24 protein-coding genes and 1 riboswitch are annotated in these 26,520 nt (G+C 53.0%); of the genes, 14 read left to right on the top strand and 10 right to left on the bottom strand.

The genetic code is table 11. The features are described from left to right. Nucleotides 1–138: 138 nt before the first annotated feature. Complete coding sequence (gene dnaG / locus ACM615_RS13490; RefSeq protein ID WP_112286729.1) at nt 139–1,887, bottom strand: DNA primase; 1,749 nt, start codon at nt 1,885–1,887, stop codon at nt 139–141. A gap of 135 nt (nt 1,888–2,022) precedes the next feature. Further along, on the bottom strand, nt 2,023–2,238 hold the full coding sequence (gene rpsU / locus ACM615_RS13485; protein WP_001144069.1) for a 30S ribosomal protein S21: 216 nt from the start codon (nt 2,236–2,238) through the stop codon (nt 2,023–2,025). Between the two features lie 316 nt (nt 2,239–2,554). On the opposite strand from rpsU, the gene tsaD reads away from it, so the two are divergent. Further along, the gene (tsaD, locus tag ACM615_RS13480; RefSeq protein WP_112286728.1) at nt 2,555–3,568 is read left to right on the top strand and encodes a tRNA (adenosine(37)-N6)-threonylcarbamoyltransferase complex transferase subunit TsaD; all 1,014 of its coding nucleotides are present in this window, start codon (nt 2,555–2,557) and stop codon (nt 3,566–3,568) included. A gap of 184 nt (nt 3,569–3,752) precedes the next feature. Here the strand turns inward: tsaD and plsY are convergent, their stop codons facing one another. After that, nucleotides 3,753–4,382 (bottom strand): glycerol-3-phosphate 1-O-acyltransferase PlsY, encoded by a 630-nt coding sequence (plsY, locus tag ACM615_RS13475; protein WP_431012025.1) that lies wholly within the window; start codon nt 4,380–4,382, stop codon nt 3,753–3,755. Between the two features lie 107 nt (nt 4,383–4,489). Between plsY and folB the strand changes: the two genes are divergently transcribed. Both folB and bacA read left to right on the top strand, forming a co-directional pair. Beyond that, a complete protein-coding gene (gene folB / locus ACM615_RS13470; protein WP_431012024.1) occupies nt 4,490–4,846 on the top strand; it encodes a bifunctional dihydroneopterin aldolase/7,8-dihydroneopterin epimerase in 357 nt (118 codons plus the stop codon). A gap of 187 nt (nt 4,847–5,033) precedes the next feature. Continuing rightward, nucleotides 5,034–5,858 (top strand): undecaprenyl-diphosphate phosphatase, encoded by an 825-nt coding sequence (gene bacA, locus ACM615_RS13465; RefSeq protein WP_112286837.1) that lies wholly within the window; start codon nt 5,034–5,036, stop codon nt 5,856–5,858. A gap of 88 nt (nt 5,859–5,946) precedes the next feature. Here the strand turns inward: bacA and ACM615_RS13460 are convergent, their stop codons facing one another. Both ACM615_RS13460 and ACM615_RS13455 read right to left on the bottom strand, forming a co-directional pair. After that, entirely contained in the window at nt 5,947–7,182 is a 1,236-nt protein-coding gene (locus ACM615_RS13460; RefSeq protein ID WP_129639278.1) for a multifunctional CCA addition/repair protein, read from the bottom strand. A gap of 131 nt (nt 7,183–7,313) precedes the next feature. Then, entirely contained in the window at nt 7,314–7,934 is a 621-nt protein-coding gene (locus ACM615_RS13455) for a TIGR04211 family SH3 domain-containing protein (protein ID WP_112286724.1), read from the bottom strand. 299 nt (nt 7,935–8,233) lie between these two features. Between ACM615_RS13455 and ACM615_RS13450 the strand changes: the two genes are divergently transcribed. From ACM615_RS13450 to yjeH, 4 genes are all read left to right on the top strand, one after another. Continuing rightward, entirely contained in the window at nt 8,234–9,541 is a 1,308-nt protein-coding gene (locus ACM615_RS13450) for an inorganic triphosphatase (protein WP_129639276.1), read from the top strand. Nucleotides 9,542–9,598: 57 nt separating this feature from the next. Further along, nucleotides 9,599–12,436 (top strand): bifunctional [glutamate--ammonia ligase]-adenylyl-L-tyrosine phosphorylase/[glutamate--ammonia-ligase] adenylyltransferase, encoded by a 2,838-nt coding sequence (gene glnE, locus ACM615_RS13445; protein WP_431012023.1) that lies wholly within the window; start codon nt 9,599–9,601, stop codon nt 12,434–12,436. 87 nt (nt 12,437–12,523) lie between these two features. Continuing rightward, on the top strand, nt 12,524–13,951 hold the full coding sequence (gene hldE / locus ACM615_RS13440; protein WP_112286721.1) for a bifunctional D-glycero-beta-D-manno-heptose-7-phosphate kinase/D-glycero-beta-D-manno-heptose 1-phosphate adenylyltransferase HldE: 1,428 nt from the start codon (nt 12,524–12,526) through the stop codon (nt 13,949–13,951). A gap of 113 nt (nt 13,952–14,064) precedes the next feature. Further along, the gene (yjeH, locus tag ACM615_RS13435; protein ID WP_113877375.1) at nt 14,065–15,315 is read left to right on the top strand and encodes an L-methionine/branched-chain amino acid transporter; all 1,251 of its coding nucleotides are present in this window, start codon (nt 14,065–14,067) and stop codon (nt 15,313–15,315) included. Nucleotides 15,316–15,394: 79 nt separating this feature from the next. Here the strand turns inward: yjeH and ubiK are convergent, their stop codons facing one another. Further along, nucleotides 15,395–15,667 carry a ubiquinone biosynthesis accessory factor UbiK gene (gene ubiK, locus ACM615_RS13430; RefSeq protein ID WP_112286719.1) on the bottom strand — a complete coding sequence of 91 codons (273 nt, stop codon included), beginning with the start codon at nt 15,665–15,667 and terminating at the stop codon, nt 15,395–15,397. 132 nt (nt 15,668–15,799) lie between these two features. After that, nucleotides 15,800–15,975: riboswitch (FMN riboswitch) on the top strand. A 134-nt stretch (nt 15,976–16,109) separates the two neighbouring features. Between ubiK and ribB the strand changes: the two genes are divergently transcribed. After that, nucleotides 16,110–16,763, top strand: a complete 654-nt coding sequence (gene ribB, locus ACM615_RS13425; RefSeq protein WP_113877376.1) for a 3,4-dihydroxy-2-butanone-4-phosphate synthase — start codon at nt 16,110–16,112, stop codon at nt 16,761–16,763. 238 nt (nt 16,764–17,001) lie between these two features. Continuing rightward, a complete protein-coding gene (gene ygiD, locus ACM615_RS13420; protein WP_431012073.1) occupies nt 17,002–17,790 on the top strand; it encodes a 4,5-DOPA dioxygenase extradiol in 789 nt (262 codons plus the stop codon). Nucleotides 17,791–17,842: 52 nt separating this feature from the next. Here the strand turns inward: ygiD and ACM615_RS13415 are convergent, their stop codons facing one another. The 3 genes from ACM615_RS13415 to tolC form a co-directional block, all read right to left on the bottom strand. Further along, nucleotides 17,843–19,003 carry a glutathionylspermidine synthase family protein gene (locus ACM615_RS13415; protein WP_112286716.1) on the bottom strand — a complete coding sequence of 387 codons (1,161 nt, stop codon included), beginning with the start codon at nt 19,001–19,003 and terminating at the stop codon, nt 17,843–17,845. Between the two features lie 9 nt (nt 19,004–19,012). Beyond that, nucleotides 19,013–19,684, bottom strand: a complete 672-nt coding sequence (locus tag ACM615_RS13410; protein WP_112286715.1) for a DUF1190 family protein — start codon at nt 19,682–19,684, stop codon at nt 19,013–19,015. A 186-nt stretch (nt 19,685–19,870) separates the two neighbouring features. Continuing rightward, nucleotides 19,871–21,370 carry an outer membrane channel protein TolC gene (gene tolC, locus ACM615_RS13405; RefSeq protein ID WP_276320306.1) on the bottom strand — a complete coding sequence of 500 codons (1,500 nt, stop codon included), beginning with the start codon at nt 21,368–21,370 and terminating at the stop codon, nt 19,871–19,873. A gap of 224 nt (nt 21,371–21,594) precedes the next feature. On the opposite strand from tolC, the gene nudF reads away from it, so the two are divergent. The 5 genes from nudF to parE all read left to right on the top strand — a co-directional run bounded on the left by nudF (nt 21,595) and on the right by parE (nt 26,099). Beyond that, nucleotides 21,595–22,227: an ADP-ribose diphosphatase gene (gene nudF, locus ACM615_RS13400; RefSeq protein ID WP_112286713.1), complete on the top strand. Its 633-nt coding sequence runs from the start codon at nt 21,595–21,597 to the stop codon at nt 22,225–22,227. Beyond that, nucleotides 22,227–22,652 carry a DUF1249 family protein gene (locus ACM615_RS13395; RefSeq protein WP_095923552.1) on the top strand — a complete coding sequence of 142 codons (426 nt, stop codon included), beginning with the start codon at nt 22,227–22,229 and terminating at the stop codon, nt 22,650–22,652. Before nudF ends, ACM615_RS13395 begins: the two co-directional genes overlap by 1 nt. A 27-nt stretch (nt 22,653–22,679) precedes the next feature. Further along, a complete protein-coding gene (gene cpdA, locus ACM615_RS13390) occupies nt 22,680–23,510 on the top strand; it encodes a 3',5'-cyclic-AMP phosphodiesterase (protein ID WP_113877379.1) in 831 nt (276 codons plus the stop codon). Then, nucleotides 23,507–24,088: an esterase YqiA gene (yqiA, locus tag ACM615_RS13385; RefSeq protein ID WP_132965787.1), complete on the top strand. Its 582-nt coding sequence runs from the start codon at nt 23,507–23,509 to the stop codon at nt 24,086–24,088. Before cpdA ends, yqiA begins: the two co-directional genes overlap by 4 nt. Before the next feature lie 115 nt (nt 24,089–24,203). Continuing rightward, a complete protein-coding gene (gene parE, locus ACM615_RS13380; protein ID WP_112286710.1) occupies nt 24,204–26,099 on the top strand; it encodes a DNA topoisomerase IV subunit B in 1,896 nt (631 codons plus the stop codon). 87 nt (nt 26,100–26,186) lie between these two features. Here parE and ACM615_RS13375 read toward each other — a convergent pair whose 3' ends face one another. Beyond that, nucleotides 26,187–26,492, bottom strand: a complete 306-nt coding sequence (locus tag ACM615_RS13375) for a putative quinol monooxygenase (protein WP_431012022.1) — start codon at nt 26,490–26,492, stop codon at nt 26,187–26,189. Between the last annotated feature and the right edge of the window lie 28 nt (nt 26,493–26,520).

The raw sequence follows: 26,520 nt of genomic DNA, 5'->3' as shown, positions 1-26,520 counted from the left end.
CGCAGGGCCGTGCCCCGCTTTTTATCGGCACTTAAGCCGTGTTCTGTTTTGCCCGTCATACTTCGAGCCGCAGGTGCGTTAGCTGCCTTCCCGTCACTCGAGTTATCCGGGTAAATATATGTTCTTGTTATTAAATTTTTAACTCTTTCTCGCTAACACCTGATTCAGGGAACTCACTTCGGTGCGTTCCTCTGGACTCAGGCCATGCGTCCTGGCTTTTGCAATCAAAGTTTCAAGCCGTTGCTCTAAAATCGAGTCATACAGGCTGGCTAGCGTGGCACGAAATTCCTCTTCGACCATGTCCTCTACGATCATGTGGTTCCATGTCGCCAGAGTTTCAAGTTGTTGGTAGAACTTATTGTCGCGATAAAGTTCCAGTAACTGGCCTGTTGTCAGGCCCGGCTGGGCTAAGCAAGTGGTGACTAACTCGCTGAAAAGATCCAGTCCTGGTTGCTTCGCTTGCTCCAAACCTTGCAGCGAGGGTATAAGTGTAGCCAGTTGTGGATTTTGTACCAGTAACCCTATAAGTATACGCATGGTTGTGCGTTTTAGCTGGGGCGCCTGATAGACATTGCTATTTTCTGCCTGTTTAGGCATCAGCTTTTCAAGCTGGCTGTCATCCAAAATCCCGAGCTTATTCCCTAACTGCTGACGTAAATACATCCGTAACGTTTCACCGGGTACCTGACGGATCAGCGGCAATGCCAGCATGCTCAATTTGGTGCGCCCGTCAGGGCTGCTCAAATCAACCTGCGGCATCAGCGAATCAAACAGGAAAGTGGACAGCGGCATCGCCTGCTCCATTCTTTGTTCGAACGCTTCTTTGCCTTCTTTTCGCACCAGCGTGTCTGGATCTTCGCCATCGGGTAAAAACATAAAACGCAGCTGGCGACCATCATTAAGATAGGGCAGTGCTGTTTCCAGCGCGCGCCATGCAGCTTCACGTCCCGCCCGGTCGCCGTCGTAACAACAAACGACGTTATCGGTGCTGCGGAACATCAGCTGAATGTGGTCAGCCGTCGTGGACGTACCCAGTGAGGCCACGGCGTAATCAATGCCGAACTGCGCCAGTGCGACAACGTCCATATACCCTTCAACAACCAGCAAACGCGCCGGCGTCGGGTGCTTTAACTGTGCTTCATACAGGCCATACAACTGGCGGCCTTTATGGAAAATTTCGGTTTCCGGCGAGTTGAGGTATTTCGGCGTACCGTCGCCCAAAACCCTGCCGCCAAAGGCAATCACGCGGCCACGTTTATCACGAATAGGGAACATCACCCGTTCGCGGAAACGGTCATAGCTGCGGCCATTGTCATTGGTGACTAACATGCCGGCGTCAATCAGAGACGCTTTATCATCGGCATTTTTGCCGAAACGCTTTAATGCGTTGTCCCAGCCCGGAGGGGCGAAACCAATAGCGAAGTGACTGATGACGTCTTCACTCAAACCGCGTCGGGCAAGATATTCCCGTGCGGGGGCACCTGCAGGCTGTTTAAGTGATTGCTGATAGAACTCGCTAAGCGGTGCCATCAACTGGTAGAGGCTTTGACGCTGATGACGCTCCATCTGGCTTGGACCGGTGCCTGCTTCGTACGGCACTTCCAAACCCTGCATTGTCGCCAGTTCCTCAATGCTTTCGACAAACTCAAGCCTGTCATAGTTCATCAGGAAATCGACGGCATTGCCGTGGGCACCACAGCCGAAACAGTGATAAAACTGCTTATCGCCATTTACGGTAAATGAGGGTGTTTTCTCATGGTGGAAAGGGCAGCACGCGTGATAATTTTTACCCTGTTTCTTGAGCTTTACACGTGCGTCGATCAAATCGACGATATCGATGCGAGCCAGCAAGTCATTGATAAATACGCGCGGAATTCTCCCAGCCATAAGCCCCTTACTCACTAGCCTATAAACGAGAACAAGCCGCGCATTCCTTTCGGAAAGCACGGCCTTCGTATGCTACTACGCAGTCTGCGCGTTCTTAATATTGCAAATCACGCGATTTGGGGTTGCCCCCGAAGATTAATACAGACGAGTGCGGCGTGCGTTTTCGCGAGCCAGTTTCTTGGCGTGGCGTTTTACTGCAGATGCTTTAGCGCGTTTACGTTCGGTAGTCGGTTTTTCATAGAATTCACGACGACGAACTTCTGCCAAAACACCTGCTTTTTCGCAGGAACGCTTGAAGCGACGCAGAGCTACGTCGAACGGCTCGTTTTCACGTACTTTAATTACAGGCATGTGCCTCTCACCTCGATAAAATCGGTTTGTTTGCTGATGTTGTACCAGCACATTTCAAAATGGTGCGGAATTTTACTCCAATTCGCCTCGTCTTGTAAAGCATAACGGCAAATTGAAACAGGCGCGTTCAGCAACCCTTCTGCAACATCGTGCGCTCGCTTTTGCGTCGGGCGGCGATTATATACCAATCAATCGAAATTGCTCGACATTAATTGGCTCAGGAAGCAAGGAATTCCCACTCCGGTGCAGCACCCGCTAAGGCTTGTGTGCTAAACTGCGCGCCGCGAGTTAGCGCCAAACTATGATGGAAAGAGTGATGCGAGTACTGGGTATTGAAACGTCCTGCGATGAAACCGGAATTGCAGTTTATGACAGCGAAGCCGGTTTGTTAGCCAACCAACTGTATAGTCAGGTAAAACTGCATGCAGATTACGGCGGCGTGGTGCCCGAACTGGCCTCGCGTGACCATGTGCGCAAAACAATCCCTTTGATTCAGGCCGCGCTGAAAGAAGCCGGGCTGACCGCACAGGACATCGATGGCGTGGCGTATACCGCCGGTCCTGGTCTGGTCGGCGCATTGCTGGTCGGGGCAACTATCGGCCGTTCTCTGGCGTTTGCCTGGGATGTGCCTGCGGTGCCGGTTCATCATATGGAAGGTCATTTGCTGGCACCGATGCTTGAAGATAATCCGCCTGATTTCCCGTTTGTCGCGCTGCTGGTTTCCGGCGGGCATACGCAGTTAATCAGCGTCACCGGTATCGGTGAATATACCTTACTGGGCGAGTCTATTGATGACGCTGCCGGTGAAGCCTTTGATAAAACGGCAAAATTGCTGGGTCTGGATTATCCGGGTGGCCCGCTGCTGTCAAAAATGGCGGCTCAGGGTGTGGCTGGGCGCTTTACATTCCCGCGTCCGATGACCGATCGTCCGGGGCTGGATTTCAGCTTCTCCGGTCTCAAAACGTTCGCTGCAAATACCATTCGTGGCAATGACAGCGACCCGCAGACGCACGCTGATATCGCCCGCGCTTTTGAAGATGCCGTGGTCGATACGCTGGCGATTAAATGCAAACGCGCGCTGGATCAGACCGGTTTTAAACAGCTCGTCATGGCTGGTGGCGTCAGCGCGAACCGCACATTACGCGCCAAACTTGAAGACGTGATGACCAAACGTGGCGGTAAGGTATTTTATGCCCGACCTGAATTCTGTACCGACAACGGCGCGATGATTGCTTACGCCGGTATGGTGCGGTTGAAAACCGGAGCAACACCTGATCTTGGTGTGACCGTTCGCCCGCGCTGGCCGTTAGCGGAGCTTCCGCCAGTCTGAGCGGGGCTGCGGCTGTGTTGCTGCGTCGACCCGAAATGCTCACATACTTGAGTATGCTGCGCTTTCAGGTTTCCTGGCGCCTTGTCTCGCTCGCGCTCAGCCAGGCTGGCTGAGGCTGAGGCTGAGAAAAACAATAAAAAAACGACCCGCATGAGGTCGTTTTTTTATGTCTGGAATGTACCGGTTATTCGGTCTTATCTTCTTGCGCCGCTTTGCGTTTCTTCTTCAGCTTATCCCAGATTTTTCCTTCCTGGCCCCGCCAAAGACGCTGGATGTTATCGTGATGACGCAACAGTATCAGACAGGAAAGCATGGCGACCGGGAAGGTAAATTCTGGTTTGAACCACCAGACGTAAAAAGGTGCGATCAGCGCACTGACAATCGCGCCCAACGAAGAGTATCCGCTTAGCAGCACGGTCAGCAACCATGTCCCCATCATCAGCCCGGTTAAGTCCCAGCCGATAGGCGCAATGGCACCGAAAGCAGTTGCCACGCCTTTACCGCCTTTGAAGCGGAAAAATACCGGATAGATGTGACCCAGACAGGCTGCGATAGCGGTCAGCCCAAGGTACATTGGCGGAATATTCAGGCGATAGGCCAGCCAGACAGGCAACATACCTTTCAGAACATCGAAGATGAGAACAGACGCCGCGGCCAGCCGGCCACCCAGCCGCAAGACATTTGTGGCACCGGGATTGCCAGAGCCCGCTGTGCGCGGATCAGGCAACCGGGCTACCCGGCAGACCAGAATCGCACTGGAAATCGAGCCGCAGAGGTAGGCGAAAATAATCATTCCAAGCGCGGTAGCACTCATAAAGCAGTTCCGTCTAATAAGGGTCGTTTTAATCGCAACATCCATGGATAATACGCATTTTCTGCTGGAAGTGGTATCCGGCTGGGCCAAAAACAGAGAATCACGTGATGGATATCGTATTTATTGAGCAACTAAATGTAATCACCACGATTGGCGCTTACGACTGGGAACAGACGATTAAACAGAAACTAGTGTTCGATATCGAAATGGCCTGGGATAACCGAAAATCCGCTGCCAGCGACGATGTGAATGACTGTTTAAGCTATGCGGACGTCAGTGATGCGGTGATTGAACATGTGGCATCGCAAAATTTTGCGCTGGTAGAGCGTGTGGCCGAAGAAGTGGCGACATTGCTGCTGACCCGTTTTAACACGCCATGGGTGCGGATTAAGCTCAGTAAACCCGGCGCGGTGGCTCATGCGGCCAATGTCGGCGTGATTATTGAGCGCGGAAAACGAATTTAGTCCGGTTACGGATACAATTTAAAAAATGCTTGTCTATTTAATGTCATATAGAAGCGTTAAAAGGAAAGTCCGGACTACCGGGCTTCCTTTAATGAAGCGGCTCAGCGTGATGCCGCTTTTTTTATTGTCTGTACTTTGAGCATGTTTTCCCATCTGCGGATATTTTATAGGGTAGGGTGCGATAATGATCGTTGAAAGTCATTCTTTGCTTGTAGCAGCAATTTTGGGTGTTGTTGAAGGGTTGACTGAGTTTTTACCGGTTTCATCTACCGGCCATCTGATCATCGCGGGAAATCTTCTGGGCTTTACCGGTGATACCTCGAAATCATTTGAAGTGGTTATCCAGTTAGGGTCCATTCTGGCTGTGGTAGTGATGTTCTGGCGTCGTTTGTTTGGCATGATTGGCCTGCACTTTGGCAAGCCGCCTGTTCATGAAGGCACGGGTAACCGCCGTCTGAATTTATTGCATATTATTTTAGGGATGATCCCGGCAACGATCCTGGGCTTGCTGCTGCACTCGCAGATTAAGTCCTTGTTTGAGCCGAAATTTGTGATGATTGCACTGGTCGTCGGTGGTGTTTTGCTGATTGCAGCCGAACTGCTGAAACCGAAAAAACCGCGTGCAGAAGGGGTGGATGACATCACTTACCTGCAGGCATTTATGATTGGTGTTTTCCAGTGTCTGGCGCTCTGGCCGGGATTCTCCCGTTCGGGTGCGACCATCAGCGGCGGGATGTTAATGGGCATCAGCCGTTTTGCGGCATCAGAGTTCTCTTTCCTGCTGGCGGTGCCGATGATGATGGGCGCGACAGCGCTGGATCTGTATAAGAGCTACAGCTTCCTGACGCTGGCTGATTTACCGATGTTCGCTACCGGTTTTATCAGCGCATTTATCGTTGCCCTGATTGCTATCAAAACCTTCCTGGCGGTGATTAAACGTATTTCGTTTATTCCGTTCGCCATCTATCGCTTCTTTGTAGCGATCGCGGTGTACTTCGTCTTTATCGCCTGATTTTCGGTTTATTGGCGACAAGAAATAATGGCGAGAAAAAAAGCCCCGGCGCAAAACGCACGGGGCTTTTTTTAATCGTTGATGCGGTTTAAATCGCCGCTTCCTGCGTTTGTTTCCAGTCTGCCAGAGCTTGTGTTCGACGCTTTTTCAGCTCATCGCGGATTTCAATTCCCTGAAAACCTGCATCCAGCACTTCTTTATTGGTAATGCTGTTCGCCACTTTGAAAGCCTCACGGAGATAATCACCTTGAGGATAAGGGTTGTTTTCAAAGGTGGTACGCCCGCGGGCGTCGGCTTCACTGGTCATAATCATCTGCTCAAGCCGCTGTGGTTTACGCCACACGTCGATGGTGTCGAACAGTTTTAACAGGGTTTCCGGACGCAGCTTGTTCACGGTATGGATCAGGTCGTGGAACTCCGCCACCAGTTTGGCTAAATCTCGGATATGCGTCGGGACTTTCAGGCGCTGGCAAATATTTTCCACCAGTTTCACACCTGCCGGACCGTGGCCGTGATGCGCTGGCCAGAATTGCGGCGGGGTAAGCGCCTTGCCCAAATCATGGCAAAGCGCAGAGAAACGCACATCTACTTCCGGCGTCAGCGTGCTGGCGATTTTCAGCGTCATCAGCGTATGAATACCGGTATCAATTTCCGGATGCCATTTTTCTGGTGCCGGAACGCCAAACAGCGCATCGATTTCCGGGAACAGCACTTTGAGCGCGCCACAGTCACGCAGCACCTGGAAATAGACCTGGGGATCCTGCGTCTGCAAGGCTTTTTCGGTTTCTTTCCACACACGTTCTGGTGTCAGCGCTTCCAGTTCACCGCTTTCCGCCATCTGCTGCATCAGCGTCTGCGTTTCCGGAGCGACGGTGAAACCTAAATGAGCAAATCGCGCGGCAAAACGGGCGACACGCAACACACGCAGCGGATCTTCACCGAAGGCATCCGAAACGTGACGTAACAGGCGCTGTTCGATATCGCGCTGTCCGTGATAGGGGTCGACAAGTTCGCCATCTTTGCTTTTGGCGATCGCATTGATGGTCAGATCACGTCGCATCAGATCCTGTTCCAGCGTGACGTCCGGCGCGGCATAACAGGTGAAACCGTTATAACCGGAACCTGATTTTCGCTCTGTGCGGGCCAGGGCATATTCATCACGGGTGCGGGGATGCAGGAAGACCGGGAAATCTTTCCCGACCTGCTGATAGCCGTTTTCCAGCATGTATTCAGGCGTTGCGCCGACCACTACCCAATCGTGTTCAGACACAGGCAGGTTTAATAAGCTGTCTCGGACTGCGCCGCCGACCAGGTAAATCTCCACGCGATAACTCCTGAAATAGGCCAAAGGGACTCTTTGTTCATCATAGCAAAGTTGGGCTGAAGATTTCCTGATTGATGGAAACACGAAAAGGCACCGAAGTGCCTTATGGAGTTAATCAGGATGTTGAGCTTTTAGCTCATCCAGCGATCTTTCTTCCTGCGACGTGGGATCAGATGTGGCAACAGCAGACCCAGAACCAGACCGACACCCGCGACACCGCCGCCGTACATAAACCATTGCAGAATAATGGTTCTTTGTTTGTCGTCGAGCTGGACATTGACCGCGTCAACTTTCTTCTTCGCCACGATCAGCTGATTTTTCAAATCCTGATTTTCTTTCTTCAGGCCATTGATAATGCCATCGCTGGAAGACACCTTGCTCTGCATTTCCGCCGTGCGCTGGTTCCAGCTGGAATCAATGTTGGTCAGTTTGTCAGTCAGCGTTTTCACCTGTTGTTCCAGATCCGGAACGCGGGTACGCAGGCTCGGCACATTGCTTAACTGATCCAGTGGGATCCAGGCCGTTTTGCCTTTTGAATCAACAATCTCACCATATTTAGTACTGTCGTTAACGCTGCGCAGGGTGACTTCTTCACCGGCATTCAGGGTGCCAACGATGCGATACTGATTGCCCGGACCGCTGTGGATATAGGTGATCAAATCGTCGGAGATATAGCGCTTCTCATCAGCGTGAGCGCCCCATGTGATGCTTAAACCAAGCAAAGCGAAACCAATTAGGCGTAATTTCTGCATTATTTCATCGTTTCTTTGTGAATTTAGGGAACGTGAAGTGTGCATCCGTTTAATCAGGATACGTCTTCTGGCAACCGCCTCTGTTGGCCATTGCACTAATTCAGAGTCCAAAAGTTGGGTTCATAGACCAAAAGTTGGGTGACCGATAGTAAGGGCAACAGTGTGACGACGCAATGTATAAACCGGAATGAGAACTATCTTACAATCCCGCAACATGCGGCTTGCGCGCTGTGCTTATGATAGAATTGCAGCGACGCGTTTATCCCTTTTGGCAGCAAAGAATCGGTGTGAAGACTCCTATGACCGTAGAAATAGAATTAAAATTTATCGCCACCCCGGCAGCAATCGCCGAATTACCTTCGCAACTCGCTGGATTTAACAGCGAGCACACCGCGCCTTCGAAACTGACCAACATCTATTTTGAGACTGCGGAAAACTATTTACGTTCGCACGATATTGGCCTGCGTATCCGTGGTTTCGACGATCAGTACGAAATGACCATTAAAACCGGCGGGAAAGTGGTGGGCGGCCTGCATCAGCGCCCTGAATACAATGTCGAGCTGAAAAAACCGGTGCTGAAACTCAGCGCGTTCCCGAAAGATATCTGGCCGGAAGGCTGCAAACCTGCCGCGCTGCAAAAAGAACTGGCACCGCTGTTCCGTACGGATTTCACCCGTGAGAAGTGGGTGATCACTTACGGCGAAAGCGAGATTGAGCTGGGTCTGGATCAGGGTGAAGTGGTGGCCGGTGAGCTTTCTGAAGCACTGGCAGAAATTGAGCTGGAATTGAAAAAAGGCAACACCGCCGATCTGCTGGCTCTGGCCACTGAGATTGGCGCGCATGGCGGTTTACGTCAGGGCGGATTCAGCAAAGCCGCTCGGGGTTATCATCTGGCGAAAGGCAATCCGGCGCGTGAAATCAAACCGTTGCCGGTTTTTAAAGCCCAGCCGAAAGCGACCGTGGAACAGGCAATGTCCGCTATGTTCGAGCTGGCATTGGATCACTGGCAATATCATGAAGAGCTGTGGGTGCGTGGCGATAAAACTGCGCGTCTGACCGTGTTACAGGCCGTGGAAACTGTGCGTCAGGTGCTGGTGTTGTTTGGCGGGCTGGTGCCGCGTAAAGCCTCGTCTGAACTGCGTACTCTGCTGACCGATCTGGTGCCGGTGCTGGAACAGAAATCTGCCGATGCACAGGAAATTTGTTACAGCGCCAGCTACCTGAAATGCAAGTTAGTGCTTACTTCCTGGCTGGCAACCTCAGGCTGGACGCCTTTCATTGATGACAAATCGGCGAAAAAACTGGAAGGTTCTTTCAAACGCTTCGCCGACATCATGCTGGGTCGTACCGCTGCTGATCTGAAAGAGGCGTTTGCACAGCCGCTGACCGAAGAAGGCTACCGCGACCAGCTGGCGCGTCTGAAACGTCAGATTATCACCTTCCATTTGCTGGGCGGTGCTTATCCTGAAAAAGACGTTGCCGCGTACATTGCGGGCTGGGCCGATCTGCAACAGGCCATCGTGCAGCAGCAACACGCCTGGGAGGATTCCGCCCGTTCTCATGCGGTAATGATGGATGCATTCTGGTTAAACGGACAACCTCGTTAATTGACTGATAAGCCTGGGCCAATAGCCCGGGCTTTTTTTTGCAAGGAATCTGATTTCATGTTGCCACTCTCTTCTGTTTTGCAAAGTCATGCTCAGAGTCTGCTTGAGCGCTGGCGTGAACATCCTGAAAACCTCCCGCTTCCCGATGATCAACAGCTGGCCGTATTAACCAGCAGTGAATTCGTCGCGGACAGTTTGCTGGCGTTTGGCCAGTGGTGGCATGAAATCAATGAAACCCCGCCTCAGTCCCAGGAATGGCAGCTTTATCGCCCGTGGCTTGAAGAAGCACTGACCGGTGTGACGGATGAAAACGGGCTAATGAAAGCGCTGCGTTTGTTCCGTCGCCGTATTCTCACCCGTATCGCCTGGTCGCAATCGGCACAAACCAGCGAAGCAAAAGACACGCTTCATCAGCTGAGTGAACTGGCTGAACTGCTGATCGTCAGTGCCCGCGACTGGCTTTACGATGCCTGTTGCCGGGAGTTTGGTACGCCGGTCAATGCTGCTGGCGAACCGCAAAGAATGCTGATCCTCGGGATGGGTAAACTCGGCGGCGGGGAGCTGAATTTCTCTTCGGATATCGACCTGATTTTTGCCTACCCGGAAAACGGTCAGACCCGCGGCGGGCGACGCGAACTGGATAATGCCCAGTTCTTTACCCGCCTTGGACAGCGGCTGATCAAAGCGCTGGATCAGCCGACCATCGACGGTTTTGTTTACCGTGTCGATATGCGTCTGCGTCCGTTTGGTGACAGCGGTCCGCTGGTGATGAGTTTCCCGGCGCTGGAAGATTATTATCAGGAACAGGGGCGCGACTGGGAACGTTACGCGATGGTGAAGGCGCGGCTGATGGGCGGCGCGGAAGATATCAGCAGTCAGGAACTGCGCAAAATGTTGATGCCTTTTGTGTTCCGCCGTTACATCGATTTCAGCGTGATCCAGTCATTACGTAATATGAAAGGGATGATCGCCCGTGAAGTCCGCCGCCGGGGGTTGAAAGACAACATTAAACTCGGCGCAGGCGGCATCCGCGAAATTGAATTTATCGTGCAGGTCTTCCAGCTTATCCGCGGCGGGCGTGAACCGGCATTGCAGCAGCGTGCATTGCTGCCGACGTTGCAGGCGCTGGAAAATCTGAGCATCCTGCCGGTCGAGCAGGTGTTGCAACTGCGCAGCAGTTATCTGTTCCTGCGTCGCCTGGAAAACCTGTTGCAGGCTATAGCGGACGAACAGACGCAGACTTTGCCTTCCGATGAACTGAATCAGGCGCGTCTGGCCTGGGGCATGGATTATGCCGACTGGCCACAACTTCTGGATGCAGTGAATGCTCACATGCAGGCCGTGCGTGCGGTGTTTAATGATTTGATTGGCGATGACACGCCTGACTCTGAAGACGATCAGCAACAGGCGCAATTCAGCAGTTTGTGGATTGATTTGCTGGAACCTGCCGAACTGGCGCCTCTGGTTCCACTGCTCGATGAAAACGCGCAGCGTCATGTTTTGCAGCAGATTGCCGAGTTTCGTCGTGATGTCGATAAGCGCACCATCGGACCGCGCGGACGTGAGCAACTCGATTTACTGATGCCGCGTCTGCTGGCGCAGGTGTGTACCTATAAAAATGCCGATGTGACACTTCAGCGCCTGATGCAACTGCTGCTCAATATTGTCACGCGGACCACTTATATCGAGCTGCTGGTGGAATATCCCGGTGCGCTCAAACAGTTAATCCGCCTGTGTGCCGCGTCACCGATGGTCGCGACGCAGCTGGCCCGCCATCCTTTATTGCTCGATGAACTGCTCGATCCGCGTACGTTGTATCAGCCGATTGAACTGACCGCCTATCGCGATGAACTGCGTCAGTATCTGATGCGTGTGCCGACAGAAGATGAAGAGCAGCAACTTGAAGCCGTGCGGCAGTTCAAGCAGGCGCAGCATCTGCGTATCGCCGCCGGAGATATTTCCGGGGCGCTGCCGGTGATGAAAGTCAGCGACCATTTAACCTATCTTGCCGAAGCTATCCTCGACGTGGTGGTGCAGCAGGCGTGGGAACAGATGGTCGCGAAATACGGTCAGCCGACGCATCTTCAGCACCGTGAAGGCCGTGGTTTTGCCGTCATTGGTTACGGCAAACTCGGCGGCTGGGAGCTGGGTTACAGTTCCGATCTGGATCTGGTCTTCCTGCTCGATTGCGCGCCGGAAGTCATGACCGACGGCGAGCGCGTCATCGACGGCCGTCAGTTTTATCTGCGGCTGGCGCAACGCATTATGCATTTATTCAGCACGCGCACATCGTCGGGCATTCTTTATGAAGTTGATGCGCGTCTGCGGCCTTCCGGCGCGTCCGGTATGCTGGTCAGTACCATCGAAGCGTTTGCCGATTATCAGGCCAATGAAGCCTGGACGTGGGAACATCAGGCGCTGGTGCGCGCTCGCGTGGTTTACGGCGATCCGCAACTGACGCAGCAATTTAACGCCACGCGCCGCGATATTTTATGTCGCCAGCGTGATGACGACGGGTTGCGCAAAGAAGTGCGCGAGATGCGCGAGAAAATGTATGCGCACCTGGGCAGTAAAAAGGCTGACCAGTTTGATCTGAAAGCCGATCCGGGTGGCATCACCGATATTGAATTCATTGCACAATATCTGGTCTTACGCTTTGCTCATGACGAGCCAAAGCTGACCCGCTGGTCCGATAATGTGAGGATTTTTGAGCTGATGGCGCAACACGACATCATGCCGGAAGACGAGGCACGAAATCTGACGCAGGCTTATGTCACGCTGCGCGACGAAATTCATCACCTCGCTTTACAGGAACATAGCGGAAAAGTGGCCGCAGACAGCTTTGCGGCAGAACGCGCACAAATCCGCGCCAGCTGGGCGAAGTGGCTGGGCTGAGGGTTTTTATTCGGGTAACAGGCGCTTGTGATATTATCCGGCGCATTGTGTTTACCCGATTTGATTTATCTGTTTTGGAGTCTTGGGATGAAAGTGACTTTGCCTGATTTCCACCGTGCCGGTGTGCTGGTGGTCGGTGACGTAATGTTAGACCGCTACTGGTATGGCCCGACCAACCGTATTTCTCCGGAAGCGCCGGTACCGGTCGTGAAGGTGAATACTATCGAGGAACGTCCAGGCGGCGCGGCAAACGTGGCGATGAACATTTCGTCTCTCGGTGCTTCTTCGCGTCTGATCGGCCTGACCGGCGTGGATGACGCGGCACGTGCGCTAAGCGAACGTCTGGCGGAAGTGAAAGTAAATTGCGATTTCGTGGCGTTGCCCTCGCATCCGACCATCACCAAATTGCGTATTTTGTCCCGTAACCAGCAGCTGATCCGCCTCGACTTTGAAGAAGGTTTTGAAGGCGTGGATCTCCAGCCGATGCTGACCAAAATCGAACAAGCCTTGCCGCAAAGTGGCGCGCTGGTGCTGTCTGACTACGCCAAAGGCGCGCTGACGGAAGTGCAGAAAATGATCCAGCTGGCGAGAAAAGCCGGTGTGCCGGTGCTGGTGGATCCCAAAGGTTCTGATTTCGAACGTTATCGCGGTGCGACATTGCTGACGCCAAATCTGTCCGAATTCGAAGCCGTTGTCGGCCGTTGCAAAAACGAAGATGAAATCGTCACGCGCGGTATGCAACTGATTGCTGATTTCGAGCTTTCTGCGTTGCTGGTGACCCGTTCTGAACACGGTATGACGCTGTTGCAGCCAGGCAAAGCGCCTTTCCATATGCCAACGCAGGCGCAGGAAGTGTATGACGTGACCGGTGCCGGTGACACGGTGATCGGTACGCTTGCCGCGGCGCTTGCCGCCGGGAATACGCTGGAAGAGTCCTGCTTCCTGGCCAATGCCGCCGCCGGTGTGGTGGTCGGTAAACTGGGTACGTCTACGGTTTCTCCGGTTGAGCTGGAAAATGCTATCGGCGGGCGTTCAGACGTCGGCTTTGGCGTGATGAATGAAGAGCAACTGAAAGCGGCTGTGGCGATGGCCCGTCAGCGCGGCGAAAAAGTCGTAATGACCAATGGCATCTTTGACATCCTCCACGCGGGACATGTCTCCTATTTAGCGAATGCCCGCAAACTCGGCGACCGTCTGATTGTTGCCGTTAACAGCGATGCCTCGACCAAGCGTCTGAAAGGCGAAACCCGTCCGGTGAATGCGCTGCAAAACCGCATGATCGTGCTGGGCGCGCTGGGTGCGGTCGACTGGGTGGTTTCTTTTGATGAAGACACGCCGCAGCGTTTGATCGCCGGGATCTTGCCTGATCTGCTGGTGAAAGGCGGTGACTATAAGCCTGAGCAAATCGCCGGTTGTCAGGAAGTCTGGGCGAATGGCGGTGAAGTGCGTGTGCTGAATTTTGAAGATGGTTTGTCCACTACCAAAATCATCAATCAGATTAAAGCTCAGGACTGATTTCCACATCGTTTATTTGCATGAAAGGGCTTATCTGATAAGCCCTTTTTCTTTTTGATGATGTCGTCAATAACACTAAACGGAAGTGACTTTGCTGTGGGCGGATTAACGTTGTGAGCGGATTAAAACAGGAGTTAAGCCTGGCACAGGGCGTCGGGCTGTTATCTACGTCGCTGCTGGGAACGGGTGTTTTCGCGGTGCCCGCGCTGGCGGCGCAACTGGCGCAAAATGACAGCCTGTGGGCGTGGCCGGTGCTTATCCTGCTGGTGTTTCCTATTGCCATCGGTTTTGCCGCACTCGGACGCCATTTCCCCAGCGCAGGCGGGGCGGCGCATTTTGTCGGCAAAGCTTTTGGCCCCCACATGGCGCGAGTCACCGGCTGGTTATTCCTGTCCGTGATCCCGGTCGGCTTACCCGCCGCGCTGCATATCGCGGCCGGATTCTGGCAGGCGGCATTCGGCTGGAGCAGCGAAAATCTTCTGCTGGTTCAGCTCGGTACGTTGCTGGTTATCTGGTTTCTCGGTACACGCAGTGCCGGTTCGAGCGCCAATATCCAGACGCTGATCGCTTTGCTGGTCATCGCGCTGGTGATTGCTATCTGGTGGAAAGGGGGAATTTCCCTGCCTGAAATCCCATTGCCTGCGATACGTGACGTTTCACCCGCAAACCTGTTCGATGCACTGGCAGTAATGTTCTGGTGCTTTGTCGGGCTTGAAGCGTTTGCCCATCTGGCGACAGAGTTCCGCAATCCGGAACGGGATTTTCCGCGTGCGCTGCTGATTGGCATGCTGGTGGCGGGCGCCGTGTACTGGGGTTGTACGGTCGCTGTGCTGAAATTCCATGCCTGGGGAGAAGGGCGGGAAGCGGGGGCTTCTCTCCCCGGCATCGTCGTGCAACTGTTCGGGCAAAAAGCGCTGTGGGTGGCCTGCATCATTGGCTATCTGGCGTGTTTTGCCAGCGTGAATATTTATACCCAAAGCTTTGCCCGGCTGGTGTGGTCGCAGGCTCAGCTCAAGCCGCAAAGTAAGCTGGCGCAGCTTTCTTCTCAGCAGGTGCCGGTCGCGGCGCTCAATCTGGTGGTCGGCAGTTGTATGCTGTTTACCCTGCTGATTTACTGGCTGCATCTGCCATTGGGCGCGCTGATCACTTATGCGAACGGGATTTTCATCCTGATATACCTGCTCTGTATGCTGGCGGGGACGCGACTTTTGAAAGGGCGTTCAAAATGGATGGCGATGCTGGGTGCCGTGTTGTGCTGCGGATTACTGGCGATGGTCGGCTGGAAAGCATTGTATGCCGTGGTGGTATTTGCTGCGCTTTCGCTGTTATTGCCCCGCGCTAAAACGGTACTCAATACACAATAAGCCGTACGTACACAGCAAAAAGGCCTGCTTAGCAGGCCTTTTCTGTTTCTACTTCAGCAATCCGCGTAACTCGTGCAAATCAGGCCGGATCTTGCGGTTTTTCCGCTTCAGCTTGTTTGCCTTCCAGCGCTGCGAGACGTTGTTCCAGTACGGCCAGCTTTTCGCGGGTGCGCAGTAAAACTTGCGTCTGCACGTCAAACTCTTCGCGATTGACTAAATCCATACGGCTGAACTGCGCCTGTAATACCTGGCGGATTTTCTTTTCGGCATCTTCACCAAACTCACGGATCCCTTTAGGCATAGATTCGTGAACCTGGCGGGCAATTTGTTCAATTTTTTTCGGGTCAATCATGATTATTCCTTTTCTCGAAGGAGGTGCTTTTCCTTAGTGTAATCGCTGACGCCGTTTCTATAAACCTTCAGGGGCACTAATTGGCCAATCCGCAGGATTGCCCTGTACATTTATTGGCGCTATAGTTGTTTTGCTTATTCTCAGGGCGGGGTGAAAGTCCCCACCGGCGGTAAACCACGGAATATCGGAAGGACCATAATCCCTTCCATGTGGAAGCCCGCGAGCGCTCAATCCTTCGGGGTTAGAGGTCAGCAGATCCGGTGTAATTCCGGGGCCGACGGTTAAAGTCCGGATGGGAGAGAGTAACGATTCAAGCCGGGCACAGTATTGCCCGCTGCGTTATTTTTTATAACTGTAGCACGCCATACGGCTGCTTCAGCTAGCCTCCTCAAGACGCCCTGATTCTGGTAATCCACATACAGAACATGAGGTTATTTTTACCATGAATCAGACCCTACTTTCCGAATTCGGTACATCAACTGAACGTGTTGAGCGTGCTCTTGACGCCATGCGTAACGGCGTTGGTGTGTTAGTACTGGATGACGAAGATCGTGAAAACGAAGGCGATTTAATTTTTGCCGCTGAAAACATGACCGTTGAGCAAATGGCGCTGACCATTCGTCACGGCAGCGGAATTGTGTGCCTCACCATGAATGAAGACAGCCGTAAAAAGCTGGATTTGCCAATGATGGTTGAGAACAACTCCAGCCCGTTCCAGACGCCGTTTACCGTGACTATCGAAGCGGTTGAAGGCGTGACTACCGGTGTTTCTGCGGCTGACCGCATCACCACTATCCGTGCGGCAATCAAAGACGGCGCAAAACCTTCTGACCTTAACCGCCCGGGGCATATCTTCCCGCTGCGCGCGCAGGCTGGTGGCGTGCTGACCCGTGGCGGTCACACCGAAGCGTCTATCGATCTGGCGACACTGGCAGGCCTGAAGCCTTTCGGCGTGTTGTGTGAACTGACCAATGACGATGGCACCATGGCGCACGCGCCTGAAGTGATTGTCTTTGCCCGTCAGCATAATATGCCGGTCGTGACCATCGCCGATCTGGTGGCTTATCGTCAGGCGCAGACCCGTCAGGCAAGCTGAATCAACACCGATCGTGCGTAACAAAAAGGCCGCTTATGCGGCCTTTTGCTTTTGAATCCTGCAATTTGTCTTTAGCGCAATTTTTCATCATCTTCTTTTGATTTGTCTCATCAAATTTATTGAACATCTCCTTCACGGTTATCCGGCTGTAACCCGCAATCAAAAAGAGTACCGTAATCACATCTTGCGGAGGCTGCTTAACAGCCCGCTCACTTTTATTTGCGGTAAGGAATTTATGATGACAACTCAACGTATGCCCGCACTTTTCTTAGGCCACGGCAGCCCGATGAACGTGCTGGAAGATAACACTTATACCCGTGCCTGGCATGCGCTGGGCGAATCATTACCACGGCCAAAAGCGATTCTGGCAGTTTCTGCTCACTGGTTCACCCGCGGCACGGCGGTAACGGCGATGGAGAATCCGCGCACTATTCATGACTTTGGCGGGTTCCCGCAGGCGTTGTTTGATAAACGTTATCCGGCACCGGGTTCACCGGCTCTGGCGAAACGGGTTCAGGAATTGCTCAGCCCGGTGAATGTGATGGCCGACACCAGCGAGTGGGGTTTTGACCACGGGACCTGGGGCGTGCTGATCAAGATGTATCCGGATGCCGATATTCCGGTTATTCAGCTGAGTATCGACGGAACGCAACCGCCGGAATATCACTATGAGTTAGGCAAGAAACTGGCTGTTCTGCGTGACGAAGGGGTGATGATTGTCGCCAGCGGAAACGTGGTGCACAACTTGCGCATGGTGAAATGGGATGGTAACGGCGAGCCGTATCCGTGGGCGATTGCGTTTGAGAAATATGTGAAAGATAACCTGAGCTGGAAGGGCGAGGCTAAAGATCACCCTCTGGTGAAGTTTATGGAACATGAGGGCGGCGCGTTATCGAATCCGTCTCCGGATCACTATCTGCCATTGCTGTATGTTTTAGGTGCATGGGATGGTGCAGAACCGATCACACAGCCAACGGACGGGATCGTGATGGGATCGCTTTCTATGCTTTCCGTTCAGGTTGGGTAATCCGGTAAATAAAAAGGATAATGAAAAATCTCATTATCCTTTTTTAGTTTTTTTATCCGACAATGGTATGCGGATAAAAACGTGACAGATCCTGCGTGATCAGCGCTTTATCTTCACGGATGCCGATCCCACAAGGCTGATCGTTGACCAGCCAGCTGCCGATCAGCGTGTAACTGCCTTCAAACACCGGCAACGGATGGAACTGCTGCACAATCATGCCTTCAGCGCCATATGGGCCTTCAACGCTCGCCACTTCCTGACCTTTTTCGATCACTTTGATGTTAGCGCCTTCGCGTGAAAACAGCGGTTTCACAACGTAGTGATCCAGCTCCGGATGCGGGTCTTCGGCGAAATAAGCCGGTAACAGATTCGGGTGATCCGGGAACATTTCCCACAGCAACGGAAGCAGGGCTTTATTCGACAGAATCGCTTTCCAGGCCGGTTCCAGCCAGCGGACACCCGCGTCTTCCAGTTTGGTGGCAAACACTTCGCGGAACATGAATTCCCACGGATATAGCTTGAACAGGTTAGAAATCACCTGATCCTGCGTGTCAGTGAATTGTCCGCGTTCGCCCAGACCGATTTCCTCGATGAACAGGAATTCACTGGCCAGTTCAGCTTCCAGCGCGCAGTCCTGCAAATATTGCACCGTACCGCGATCTTCTTCAGTGTCCTGGCAGCAGGCGATGTGCAGCAGCGAAAAACCGTGCTGATTTTTCAGCTCAGCAAAACGCTCGATCAGCTTTTCCTGCAAACTGTTGTACTGGTCAGCATCCTGAGTCAGGTTGCCAGCCGCGATTTGATCTTCCAGCCACAGCCACTGGAAGAAGGCCGCTTCGTACAAAGATGTCGGCGTGTCGGCGTTATTTTCCAGCAGTTTAGGCGGATTGACACCGTCGTAGGCCAGATCCAGACGTGAATACAGCGAAGGTTGTTGCGTGCGCCATGAACTGCGGACAAAGTCCCAGACGTGCTTTGGGATCTGGAATTTCGCCATCAGTTTGTCGTCGTTCACCACGCGCTCAACCACTTTCAGGCACATCTGGTGAATGTCGGCGGTGGCGTCTTCGATCTCTTCAATCTGCGCCAGTGTGAACTGGTAATACGCATCTTCACACCAGTACGGCTCGCCATACATGGTGTGAAAGTTGAAGCCAAACTCCGTGGCTTTTTCGCGCCAGTCCGGACGCTCATTAATGGCTAAACGTTTCATCTGATTCTCTTAGCCACCCATGCTGCGGCCAGGGCTGCGTGTCGCTGCGGTAGAGCTGCGCTGCATCGAGGTTTGTTTGGCTACGCTGTCGCCGAAACCGCCACGGGTGATGGTGTTGGTGACGGCAGGTTTTGGTGCCATCGCTGTTTTCGGTACGTTCATGGTACGTCCGCCCGCAGTGGCAGGACCGTAGTTTTTACCGGTCGCATCGACGAATTTGCCGTTCGCCGGGCTGGCCGGATTTTTTGAACTGAACAGAGGCTGTTGCGCGTAGCCGCCGCCGCCCATCATGCGTCCCATCATGTAGCCCGCCATCAGTGGCATCCACATGCTGCCGCCGCTGCTCTGGTTTTCAGCCGTGGCCACGCCCGCCTGCGCCGGAGCCTGAGTACACTGGCCTTCGCCAAACTCAGCGATACAGTCTTCACGGCTGGCATATTTTGGCGCGGTTTTTGCGGCTTCCTGTTTAGCGGCATCGTAAGCGGCGACACATTGCGCGCTGCCAGACGGATTGGCTTTCGAGCAGTCGTCCGCATTCTGATACAGAGAAACTGTTTCGTCGGTTTTCTCGCAGCCGGCCAGCATAAAGACCGCACTGACTGCCAGAGCGACAGGAGTGATTCGAGAGCTACGCCATGATTTACGGAAGGTAGCTAAGTTGACTTGTTGTGTCCGTTTCATCGTTCTTATCCCATGTGTAGGGCTTTTTCGCCCTTTCCCAGTAGGGCCTAAGAATAGGGGAAAGTTGGTTAATGTTAAAGCAGCGACAGGCAATTGTTACGAGACTTTACAGAGCGGCGTGATACAGGCAAAAAAAAGCAGCCTTTTCAGGCTGCCTTAGGGAAAATGCGGAGGGACTTTTCAGGATCAGTTCTGGAAAGGATTGCCGCTTTTCCTGGTGGTGTTAGCAGAGGTCGTTGCACTGGCTTGCTGAGCGCGTGGTGCAGGTGCTGCTGCAGTTTTGTTACCGTAACCGTCTGCCGCTGCATCCTGGTCTGGCGTTTCCGGCGCAACCTGATCAGGCGCTGTCGGAACCGGTTTACCCAGAGCACCGTTCAGTGCCAGCAGGTCGCTTTCGTTCAGTGTACCCAGCGCTGACTTGATGTTCAGCTGGTTGATCAGGTACGTGTAACGTGCGCTGGAAAGCTGTTGTTTGGCGTTATACAACGTGGTGGTCGCATCCAGCACATCAACGATGGTACGTGTACCCACCTGATAACCGGCTTCCATCGCATCTAAAGAACTCTGAGCAGAAACAACGGCTTGTTTATACGCGTTGATGCTGCTGATTGAGGCAGAGATGTTGTTGAAGGAAGAACGAACGGTCTGAACAACGCTGCGGTGCGCGCTTTCCAGCTGTTCGCTGGCGCCAACGAAGTTGTACTGAGCTTGTTTGACCTGTGAGGTCACAGAACCGCCGCTGTACAGTGGCAGGGAGAAGCTCAGACCAATTTTGTTCTGGCCCGCATCGGCATCCTGGTAGCTTGAAGAACCACCGGTTTTGTCGCCGTGATACTTGGTGTTGCTGATGCCGGTAGAGGCAGTCAGATCCACCGTTGGCATGTGGCCGGTTTCCGCATAACGGATTTGCTCACGTGCCAGATCCTGTGACAGACGCGCAGACAGCAAGCTCAGGTTGCGGCTTTCTGCTTCTTTCAACAGCGTCGCGACCGGTTGCGGACGCGTAGTGTTGAAGTTGTCGACATTCAGGGAAGACAGTTGCGGATAATACATACCGGTCACCTGACGCAGGGATTCCAGTGCGTTATCCAGGTTATTACGGGCAGTCACTTCGTTAGCCAATACGGTGTCGTATTGTGAACGGGCATTCTGCACATCGGTAATCGCAACCAGACCCACGTTAAAACGCTGAGTGGTTTGATCCAACTGACGGTAAATTGCCTGTTTCTGCGCTTCGGTATAAGAGAGTGAATCGATCGCACTCAAAACGTTGAAATAAGCCGTTGCGGAATTCAGGATCAATGATTGCTGATCAGTCTGATATGACACATCCTGAATACCGGCAGTTTTTTCCTGCAAAGTCAGGGCGCGCCATTTTGACATATCAAAAATGGTCTGCGTTAATTGCAGGCTGGCGCTGCCAACATCGCTGTTAACGCCATTGGCATCACGGTAGCCATTGGTATATCCATAATCCGCACCCAATCCGAGTTGCGGTAATAAAGGACTGCGGCTTTCGTTGATTTTTTCGAATGCAGCATCCCGGTCAGCAGCAGATTTGCGCAGGTCCGGGTTACTTGTCCTGGCTTGCTGATAGACCTGCATCAGGTTTTCGGCCTGGCTTATCGTACTGAAGCCGCCCAGGCTGAGTCCGATGAGAAGGGGGAGCAGTTTCTTCATTTGCATTCCTTGTTGTGCAGCAATGTTGTTATGTATGGTGGCGCAGTCAAATTATCAATAGACGCGGATTCTAGCAGAGTCAGGCTAGCGGGGCGGTTGGCTTAACGTGCCTTCCCGACTGAATGAGCCTAAATCTATCACAAACAACCTTGATTATTATTAACGCATTTTCATCAAATTGACCTCAAAGGGCGATAAATTACCTTTAAGAGGCATTAAGGAAACATTCCATGTCTTCATTTAAACGGTCACCGGTTACTTTCGGTAAAGATGATGTAGAAATTATTGCACGTGAGACGCGATATAAAGGTTTTTTTTCTATTATTGCATATCGGTTTCGCCATCGGCTGTTTAATGGGGAAATGAGCGGGGAAGTTGTGCGCGAAGTTTTCGAGCGCGGACATGCCGCCGTACTATTACCTTATGATCCGCAACGGGATGAAGTGGTGCTGATTGAGCAGATCCGTATCCCCGCACTGGATTCAAGTGATACCCCTTGGCTTCTGGAGATGGTCGCCGGTATCATTGAAGAGGGCGAGACAGTCGAAGATGTCGCCCGCCGCGAAGCACTCGAGGAAGCGAACATTGTGGTGAAGCGTTGCAAACCGGCTCTGAATTACCTGGCAAGTCCGGGCGGAACCAGCGAGCGTCTTTCCATTATGGTCGGTGAAGTCGATGCCACGACGGCAGAAGGAATTCACGGTCTGGAAGCAGAGAATGAAGACATCCGGGTACATGTGGTCAGCCGCGAACAGGCTTACCGCTGGGTGGAAGAAGGAGCGATAGACAATGCAGCGTCAGTGATTGCCCTGCAATGGCTGCAGCTGCACCATGAATCCCTGAGAAAAGAGTGGGCCAACTAATGATTAAGCGCTATACCCCTGATTTCCCTGAAATGATGAGATTGTGCGAAACCAATTTTGCACAATTGCGCCGTTTAATGCCACGCACCGATGAGCCTGGTGAAACCGTGACATATCAGGTGAGTAGCGCGACGTATTGCCTGACGATCCTCGAATCAACGCGTTATACCTCGCTGGTGGAAATCAAACAGACGGCGCCGGCTGTCAGTTACTGGAGTCTGCCTTCGCTCACTGTTCGCCTGTATCACGATGCGATGGTGGCTGAAGTGTGTGCAAGTCAGCAGATCTTTCGTTTCAAAGCACGCTATGATTACCCGAATAAAAAGTTGCATCAGCGTGATGAAAAGCATCAAATTAACCAGTTCCTGGCGGACTGGCTGCGTTATTGCCTTGCGCATGGAGCGATGGCAATTCCGGTTTGTTAGACAGACTTCAACAACAAAGGAAACGATTTGGAAAGCCTGTTTACACTGCCTTTGGTGAATGGGGCCAAAGTCAGGATTCTACAAATTACTGATACCCATCTCTTTGCCGGTGAAGATGAAACGTTGTTAGGCGTGAATACGTTTAACAGCTATCGCGCAGTGCTGGACGCTATCAAAGCCCAGCAGCGCGACGTCGATATTATCGCGGCAACCGGTGACCTGGCGCAGGATCAGTCCGTGGAAGCCTACCATCAGTTTGCGCGCGGCATCTGTGAACTGACGGCGCCTTGCGTCTGGCTGCCCGGCAACCATGATTTCCAGCCGGCGATGGTCAATGCCTTGCAGGATGCGGGTATTAGCCCTTCCAAGCATGTTCTCCTCGGTGAACACTGGCAGATTGTCCTGCTCGATACACAGGTCTTCGGCGTGCCTCACGGCGAGCTGAGCGAATATCAGCTGGAATGGCTGGTGCGCTGCCTGGATGCTTATCCGGATCGTTTTACATTGCTGATGCTCCATCATCATCCGCTGCCTTCCGGCTGTACGTGGCTGGATCAGCACAGCCTGCGCAATGCGCATATGCTGGCGAACACGCTGGTGAATTACCCGAAAGTGAATACGCTTTTGTGCGGACATATTCATCAGGAGCTGGATCTCGACTGGTATGGCCGTCGTCTTTACGCGACGCCGTCAACCTGCGTACAGTTCAAACCGCATTGCACGAATTTCACGATTGATACTGTTGCGCCGGGCTGGCGCTATCTCGATTTGTATCCGGATGGCCGCGTGGAGACTGAAGTCTTCCGTCTGGAAACCAGCGAGTTTCATCCTGACACGGAGTCGGACGGCTACGAATGAACACCTTACTTTACCTGCACGGATTCAACAGTTCTCCCAACTCGGCGAAAGCGACGGCGTTGAAAAACTGGCTGGCGGTCAATCATCCCCATATTGATATGGTTGTCCCGCAGTTACCGCCTTATCCGGCCGATGCGGCCGAACAACTTGAGAGTCTGGTGATCAGCAATGCGGGTAAAAAACTGGGGATTGTCGGCTCGTCGCTGGGCGGGTATTACGCGACCTGGTTGTCGCAATGTTTTGCCGTGCCTGCGGTGGTGGTGAACCCTGCGGTGAAGCCGTATGAGCTGCTGATCGACTTCCTCGGGCAAAACGAGAACCCCTACACCGGACAACAATATGTGTTAGAGTCACGCCACGTTTACGATCTGAAAGTGATGCAGGTCGAACCGCTGGAGTCACCGGATTTACTCTGGTTGCTGCAGCAAACGGGCGATGAAATTCTCGATTACCGTCAGGCTGTGACGTATTACACCACCTGTCGCCAGACGGTCGAACCCGAAGGAAATCATGCATTTGTCGGCTTTGAGCGTTATTTTTCGCCGATTGTAGATTTCCTTGAGCTGGCCGCAGACTAACATCGTCAGGGTGATTTTATCCCCGGATTAATCGCGTCTGCTTGCTGCCAGTGCTGATACCCGCCCAAATACTGTATCGTTAGCCCACAAACCTATGAGCCACGAATAATCAACGATGAGCCAATCAACTTATAACGCGGATTCCATAGAGGTCCTCAGCGGACTCGAACCGGTGCGCCGCCGTCCGGGCATGTATACCGATACCACCCGGCCAAACCATCTCGGCCAGGAAGTTATTGATAACAGCGTGGATGAGGCATTAGCCGGTCACGCGAAACGCATCGAAGTGATCCTTCACGAAGACCAGTCTCTGGAAGTCATCGATGATGGCCGTGGTATGCCCGTGGATATCCACGCAGAAGAAGGCGTCCCGGCAGTTGAACTGATTTTCTGCCGTCTGCACGCAGGCGGTAAATTCTCGAATAAAAACTACCAGTTTTCCGGCGGCCTGCACGGCGTAGGGATCTCGGTGGTCAACGCCTTGTCTAAACGCGTCGAAGTGGCGGTAAAACGCGGCGGCGAAGTGTATGAAATGGCGTTTGAAAACGGCGATAAAGTGCAGGATTTGCACGTGACCGGCACCTGCGGTAAACGCAATACCGGAACCAGCGTACATTTCTGGCCAGATGGCAGCTTCTTCGACAGCCCGCGTTTTTCGGTCAGCCGCCTCAGCCATTTGCTGAAAGCCAAAGCCGTACTGTGTCCTGGCGTAGAAATTCTGTTCAAAGACAAAGTGAATAACACCGAGCAACGCTGGTGTTATGAAGACGGTCTGACTGACTACCTGATGGAAGCCGTCAACGGCCTGATCACACTGCCTGAAAAAGCCTTTGTCGGTAATTTTGCCGGTGATACGGAAGCCGTAGACTGGGCGCTGTTGTGGCTGCCGGAAGGCGGCGAACTGCTGACTGAAAGCTATGTCAACCTGATCCCGACCATGCAGGGCGGTACGCACGTCAACGGTCTGCGTCAGGGGCTGCTCGACGCCATGCGTGAGTTCTGCGAGTTCCGCAATATCCTGCCGCGCGGCGTGAAACTGTCTGCTGAAGATATCTGGGAACGCTGCGCCTATGTGCTGTCAGTGAAAATGCAGGATCCGCAATTCGCCGGTCAGACCAAAGAACGTCTGTCTTCGCGCCAGTGCGCAGCGTTTGTTTCCGGCGTGGTGAAAGATGCGTTCAGTCTGTGGCTGAACCAGAACGTTCAGGCGGCAGAACAGCTGGCTGAACTGTGCATTTCCAGCGCTCAGCGTCGTCTGCGCGCAGCGAAAAAAGTCGTGCGTAAGAAACTGACCAGCGGCCCTGCGCTGCCGGGCAAACTGGCAGACTGTACCTCGCAGGATCTGAACATGACCGAACTTTTCCTGGTGGAAGGGGATTCCGCGGGCGGTTCTGCCAAACAGGCACGTGATCGTGAATATCAGGCGATCATGCCGCTCAAAGGTAAGATCTTAAACACCTGGGAAGTCTCTTCTGATGAAGTGCTGGCTTCGCAGGAAGTGCATGACATTTCCGTGGCGATCGGTATCGATCCGGACAGCGAAGATCTGACCCAGCTGCGTTACGGCAAAATCTGTATCCTTGCGGATGCGGACTCCGACGGCTTACATATCGCCACGCTGCTGTGCGCATTGTTTGTCCGTCACTTCCGGTCTCTGGTGCGCGGCGGTCATGTGTATGTCGCGATGCCGCCTTTATACCGTATCGATCTGGGCAAAGAAGTGTTCTACGCGCTGGATGAGCAGGAAAAAGAAGGCGTGCTGGATCAGCTGAAACGCAAGAAAGGCAAACCGAACGTACAGCGCTTTAAAGGTCTGGGTGAAATGAACCCGCTCCAACTGCGCGAAACCACGCTGGATCCGAATACCCGTCGTCTGGTGCAACTGACAATCGATGAAGAGGATATCGATCAGACACTGCGCATGATGGATATGTTGCTGGCCAAGAAGCGTTCAGAAGATCGCCGTAACTGGTTGCAGGAAAAAGGCGACACTGCCGAACTGGACGTCTGATCCTTTTCATTTCGCTGCACCCATAAAAAATGCCGGACGCTTCACAGCTCCGGCATTTTTGTTTTCTGAACTGCGCAGGTCTTACGACTACGCTTTCTCAATAATATGGATCACCACATCCAGCACGTCGGCTTTGATGTTTTCGCGGTGCTTGTCCATATGTTCAGCCTGCTGATGCGCTTCGAGATGCGCCAGGCTTTCCCAGTCTTCCAGCATAAAGATGGAATCAGGTACGGTTTTACGCCACGGGATCTGCCCGTTGAAATCAACGTAAGGCTCGTAACGATGGCAGCCTTTTTCAGCCTGAACCTCCGGCAGCAGGGCGATGATTTTTTCCATAACCGAATCGCGACGGCCTGGTTTTACTTTGATTTCAGCAATAACAGTGATCATAAAAAACCTCTTTCCCGGGTGACCCTAA

Source organism: Rahnella sp. PAMC25617, assembly GCF_050606005.1.
Classification (GTDB): domain Bacteria; phylum Pseudomonadota; class Gammaproteobacteria; order Enterobacterales; family Enterobacteriaceae; genus Rahnella; species Rahnella variigena.
Note: the sequence above shows the minus strand (reverse complement) of the source record. Positions and strands in the feature narration are given on the sequence as shown.

Excerpts from the sequence above, each read along its gene's own strand:
- dnaG (WP_112286729.1), bottom strand. The coding sequence starts at position 1,887 with ATGGCTGGGAGAATTCCGCGCGTATTTATCAATGACTTGCTGGCTCGC.
- rpsU (WP_001144069.1), bottom strand. The coding sequence starts at position 2,238 with ATGCCTGTAATTAAAGTACGTGAAAACGAGCCGTTCGACGTAGCTCTG.
- tsaD (WP_112286728.1), top strand. The coding sequence starts at position 2,555 with ATGCGAGTACTGGGTATTGAAACGTCCTGCGATGAAACCGGAATTGCA.
- plsY (WP_431012025.1), bottom strand. The coding sequence starts at position 4,382 with ATGAGTGCTACCGCGCTTGGAATGATTATTTTCGCCTACCTCTGCGGC.
- folB (WP_431012024.1), top strand. The coding sequence starts at position 4,490 with ATGGATATCGTATTTATTGAGCAACTAAATGTAATCACCACGATTGGC.
- ACM615_RS13455 (WP_112286724.1), bottom strand. The coding sequence starts at position 7,934 with ATGCAGAAATTACGCCTAATTGGTTTCGCTTTGCTTGGTTTAAGCATC.
- ACM615_RS13450 (WP_129639276.1), top strand. The coding sequence starts at position 8,234 with ATGACCGTAGAAATAGAATTAAAATTTATCGCCACCCCGGCAGCAATC.
- glnE (WP_431012023.1), top strand. The coding sequence starts at position 9,599 with ATGTTGCCACTCTCTTCTGTTTTGCAAAGTCATGCTCAGAGTCTGCTT.
- hldE (WP_112286721.1), top strand. The coding sequence starts at position 12,524 with ATGAAAGTGACTTTGCCTGATTTCCACCGTGCCGGTGTGCTGGTGGTC.
- ubiK (WP_112286719.1), bottom strand. The coding sequence starts at position 15,667 with ATGATTGACCCGAAAAAAATTGAACAAATTGCCCGCCAGGTTCACGAA.
- ribB (WP_113877376.1), top strand. The coding sequence starts at position 16,110 with ATGAATCAGACCCTACTTTCCGAATTCGGTACATCAACTGAACGTGTT.
- ygiD (WP_431012073.1), top strand. The coding sequence starts at position 17,002 with ATGACAACTCAACGTATGCCCGCACTTTTCTTAGGCCACGGCAGCCCG.
- ACM615_RS13415 (WP_112286716.1), bottom strand. The coding sequence starts at position 19,003 with ATGAAACGTTTAGCCATTAATGAGCGTCCGGACTGGCGCGAAAAAGCC.
- ACM615_RS13410 (WP_112286715.1), bottom strand. The coding sequence starts at position 19,684 with ATGAAACGGACACAACAAGTCAACTTAGCTACCTTCCGTAAATCATGG.
- tolC (WP_276320306.1), bottom strand. The coding sequence starts at position 21,370 with ATGCAAATGAAGAAACTGCTCCCCCTTCTCATCGGACTCAGCCTGGGC.
- nudF (WP_112286713.1), top strand. The coding sequence starts at position 21,595 with ATGTCTTCATTTAAACGGTCACCGGTTACTTTCGGTAAAGATGATGTA.
- ACM615_RS13395 (WP_095923552.1), top strand. The coding sequence starts at position 22,227 with ATGATTAAGCGCTATACCCCTGATTTCCCTGAAATGATGAGATTGTGC.
- yqiA (WP_132965787.1), top strand. The coding sequence starts at position 23,507 with ATGAACACCTTACTTTACCTGCACGGATTCAACAGTTCTCCCAACTCG.
- parE (WP_112286710.1), top strand. The coding sequence starts at position 24,204 with ATGAGCCAATCAACTTATAACGCGGATTCCATAGAGGTCCTCAGCGGA.
- ACM615_RS13375 (WP_431012022.1), bottom strand. The coding sequence starts at position 26,492 with ATGATCACTGTTATTGCTGAAATCAAAGTAAAACCAGGCCGTCGCGAT.